Origin of the sequence: Streptomyces sp. NPDC059853, from assembly GCF_042731495.1 — a bacterium.
In the GTDB taxonomy this organism is placed as follows: domain Bacteria; phylum Actinomycetota; class Actinomycetes; order Streptomycetales; family Streptomycetaceae; genus Streptomyces.
Map to the genome: position 1 here is coordinate 1 of NZ_JBHWJL010000405.1, position 3,724 is coordinate 3,724.

Consider the following 3,724-nt stretch of genomic DNA (forward strand, 5'->3'; position numbering starts at 1 on the left):
GTATAAGACACCGCGTCTGCGTCATCGACTGACGTTCCGTACCCCCCACGCGCAGCCGCCCGCACCCCCAGGGTGCGGGCGGCTGTCGCGTGAGGCGTCAGGCGACCAGCTCGCGCTCCGCCGCCCGGCGCCGGCGTGCGGCGCGGACCCGGTTCACCGCCGTGAGGACGATGGCGCCCGCCAGCAGCGTGTAGAGCGCCACCGCGATCCCGCTGTCGAACAGCACCGTCACATCGCCCTCGCTCACCGCCAGCGCCCGCCGCAGCTCCGTCTCGGCCAGCGGGCCGAGGATCACCGCGATCAGCACCGGCGCCAGCGGCAGCCCGTACCGCCGCATCATGAAGCCCAGCAGGCCGATGCCCAGCAACAGCAGCAGGTCGAACGCCGACGCGGAGGTGGCGTAGATGCCCAGCCCGCAGAAGACCGTGATGCCCGCGTACAGGTAGTGCCGGGGCACCAGCAGCAGCTTGGCCCACATCGGGGCGAACGGCAGATTGATGATCAGCAGCACGATCATGCCGATGAACAGCGAGGCCAGCAGCGTCCACACCAGCTCGCTGTTGCGCTCGAACAGCAGCGGGCCCGGCTGCATCCCGTACTGCTGGAACGCCGCCAGCATGATGGCCGCCGTCGCCGAGGTCGGCAGGCCGAGCGCCAGCAGCGCGCCCATCGCCGAACCGGCCGTGGCGTTGCCCGCCGCCTCCGGGCCCGCCACGCCCTGGATGGCGCCCTTGCCGAACATCTGCTTCTTGCGCCGCTTGTCCAGCCGCTTCTCGGTGGCGTAGGAGAGGAAGGTGGGCACCTCGGAGCCGCCGACCGGGATGACCCCGAACGGTACGCCGAAGCTCGCGCCGCGCAGCCACGCCGGCCAGGCCAGCTTGACGTCGCCCAGGCTCAGCCACGGCCGCCCGGTGAAGGCGACGCGCGGCGCCGGGGGGTCGCGGTGGATGCGGGAGGCCACGAACAGCACCTCGCCCAGGGCCAGCAGACCGACCGTGATGACGACGATGGACACGCCGTCGAACAGCGGCGGCAGGTCGAGGGTGAAGCGCGAGGCGCCGGAGGAGCCGTCGATGCCGATCAGGGCCAGCGAGAGGCCGATGACCAGCGAGATCGACCCCTTGATGACGGAGTCGGCGACGACGGTCGCGGTCGCGGCGAACGCGAAGACGGCCAGCGCGAAGTACTCGGCGGGGCCGAACAGACCGGCCAGGTCCGCCAGGTGCGGGGCGAAGAACACCACCAGGGTGGTGGCGATGATGCCGCCGATGAACGCGCCGATGGCGGAGGTGGCCAGCGCCTGCGGGGCCCGCCCGGCCTTGGCCATCCGGTGGCCCTCGATGGTGGTGGCGATGGCCGAGCTGTTGCCCGGCGTGTTGAGCAGGATGCCGGTCGTCGAGTCACCGAACAGACCGCCGTAGTAGACACCGGCGAACATGATGAACGCGCCGGTCGGGTCCAGGCTGAAGGTCACCGGCAGCAGCAGCGCCACCGCCATCGCCGAACCGAGGCCCGGCAGCACGCCGACCGCCGTGCCGAGCATGGCGCCGACGACGACCCACAGCAGGTTCATCGGGGTGAAGGCCCCGCCGAAACCCTCCAGCAGATGCGAGAGCTGATCCATCAGAGCACCCCTCCCAGAATGCCGGAGGGCAGGTTGAGGCCGAGCCCGGCGGAGAACGCGAGCTGGACCACGGCGGAGACGGCCAGCGACAGGCTCACGTCGAACACCGGCCGCTTGCCGTCCAGGGCGTACGCCACCCCGAAGAACAGCAGCGCCGCGGAGAGCAGCCAGCCGACCGGTTCGAGCGCCACCGTGAACAGCAGGAAGCTGCCGACGATGATGCCGACGCTGCGCCAGTCGGTGTGCGTGCGGTGCGTCCGCTCCGCCGTCGCGGCGGCGGCGCCGGGCGCGGGGTCAGCCGCCGCGGCACCGGGGGCCGCGGCCGGGAGGGCCGGGTTCGGGTCCTGCTCCGTGCCGGGCGGCGCCGGGGGCGCGCTCGGGTTGCGGATGATCTGCCAGGTCAGCACCGCCGCCAGCAGATACGCCAGCCCCGTGATGATCCACGGGAAGAACTGCGGCCCCGGGGAGGCGGCGGTCGGCGGCACCGTCATGGTGAGGGTGCCGTGGGTCAGGAAGGCGGCGAGCGCCAGCAGCACGGCGACGACGACGAACTCGCTGCGGCCCTTCCAGAAGGACGGCCGGTCCGCCCCGGGCGGCGCGGACACCGGTTTCTCGGTCGTGGTGGTCACAGTCCCAGCTCCTCCACGATCTCGTCGATGCGTGCGGTCTCGGTGGCCAGGAACTCCTCGAACTCCTCGCCCACCATGAAGGTGTCCTTCCAGCGGTTGCGGGTGACGGCGTCCGCCCACTCCTCCGACTCCGCCATCTCGGTGACGATGGCGCGCAGTTCCGCGATCTCCTCGTCGGTGAGCCCCGGAGCGGCCACCACGCCGCGCCAGTTGGGCAGCGCCAGGTCGACGCCCTGGTCGACGAAGGTCGGCACGTCGATGCCGTCGATCGGCTGCTCGGCGGAGAGGCCGAGCGCCCGGAAGCGGCCGGTCTCGATCTGGTCGGAGAAGTCGTTGTAGCCGCTGATCCCGGCGTCCACGGTGTGCGAGAGCAGCGCGGTGGTGACCTCGCCGCCGCCCGCGTACGCCAGGTAGTTGAGCTTGCCGGGGTCGATGCCGGCCTCGCGCATGAGCAGCCCCGCCAGCAGGTGGTCCGTGCCGCCCAGCGAGCCGCCGCCGACGGCCGTGCCGCTGGGGTTGGCCGCCCAGGTCTCCAGCAGGTCGTCCAGCGTCTCGAACGGGGAGTCGGCGGGCACCACGACGACCAGGTAGTCGTCGGCGAGCCGGGCGATGGGGGTGACGTCGTCCATCGTGTGCTCGGAGCCGGTGACGTTGATGCCGCCGAGCATGACGGTGCCGGTGACCATCAGCAGCGACTCGTCGCCCTTGCGGCCCACCGTCTGGCTCAGGCCGATGGTGCCGGCCGCCCCGGGCACGTTCACCACCTGGACGTTGTTGACGACGCCGGAGGAGCGCAGCGCCTGCTGCGACTCCCGGGCCGCGAGATCCCAGCCGCCGCCCGGCGCGGCCGGGGCCATCAGCGTGAGGTTGGTGCGGGCGCTGCCGCCCCCGGCGTGCGAGGAGGCGTCGACGACCGCCAGGGCCACCAGGGCGAGCACCACGACCCCGTACAGGCCGGCGAACACCGGCCGCCGCGGGCGCCGGATACCCAGCCGGCCCTGCCACACCTCCCTCGCGGCGCTGCGCGGGTGGTGTTCCGGATTGCTCATGTGCACCTCAGACAGTTCAAACGCGTCGCCGCGGTCCCTCGGTCCCGTTCGCGGGGGCGGCGTAAGCGGACATGCTGCCTGCCGGGTCAGCCGCTGTCTGCGCTCTCGCGGGTTAGGTCAGTTAGTGAGGGTTTTGGTCTTTGTGTTCGAACGAGGCGCTCTCCGGACGGTGCCCCTGCGGAAGAGGGGGATGACGGCGGCGCCCACGGCGAGGTGCATCAGGGCGAGGGCGGCCTTGGTGCCGCCGTCGGACTCGACGCCGAACAGCGGCATGAAGGACGCCAGGAGGACGACGAGCGCCACGATGGTCCACGTCCGCAGGCCGCGGGCGGTGAAGCGCTCCAGGAGGGCGAGCAGGCCCCAGCCGGCCGCCGCGGCGAGGACGGCGAAGCCGAGGGACATCGGCAGCGTGACGTCGCTGG

Annotated in this window: 4 protein-coding genes; all 4 read right to left on the reverse strand. The window is 72.2% G+C overall.

Features of this window, described 5'->3' with window-relative positions; genetic code table 11:
* Positions 1 to 97 precede the first annotated feature (97 nt).
* Positions 98 to 1,624, reverse strand: coding sequence for a tripartite tricarboxylate transporter permease (locus ACFV5N_RS25765; RefSeq protein WP_385604328.1), 1,527 nt, complete (start codon positions 1,622 to 1,624; stop codon positions 98 to 100).
* Complete coding sequence (locus ACFV5N_RS25770; protein ID WP_385604331.1) at positions 1,624 to 2,253, reverse strand: tripartite tricarboxylate transporter TctB family protein; 630 nt, start codon at positions 2,251 to 2,253, stop codon at positions 1,624 to 1,626. The genes ACFV5N_RS25765 and ACFV5N_RS25770 overlap by 1 nt, the downstream gene beginning before the upstream one ends.
* Complete coding sequence (locus tag ACFV5N_RS25775; protein WP_385604333.1) at positions 2,250 to 3,302, reverse strand: Bug family tripartite tricarboxylate transporter substrate binding protein; 1,053 nt, start codon at positions 3,300 to 3,302, stop codon at positions 2,250 to 2,252. The genes ACFV5N_RS25770 and ACFV5N_RS25775 overlap by 4 nt, the downstream gene beginning before the upstream one ends.
* A 117-nt stretch (positions 3,303 to 3,419) precedes the next feature.
* Positions 3,420 to 3,724, reverse strand: a 305-nt coding sequence (locus ACFV5N_RS25780) for a DUF6069 family protein (protein WP_385604336.1), incomplete at its 5' end; no start/stop codon positions are given.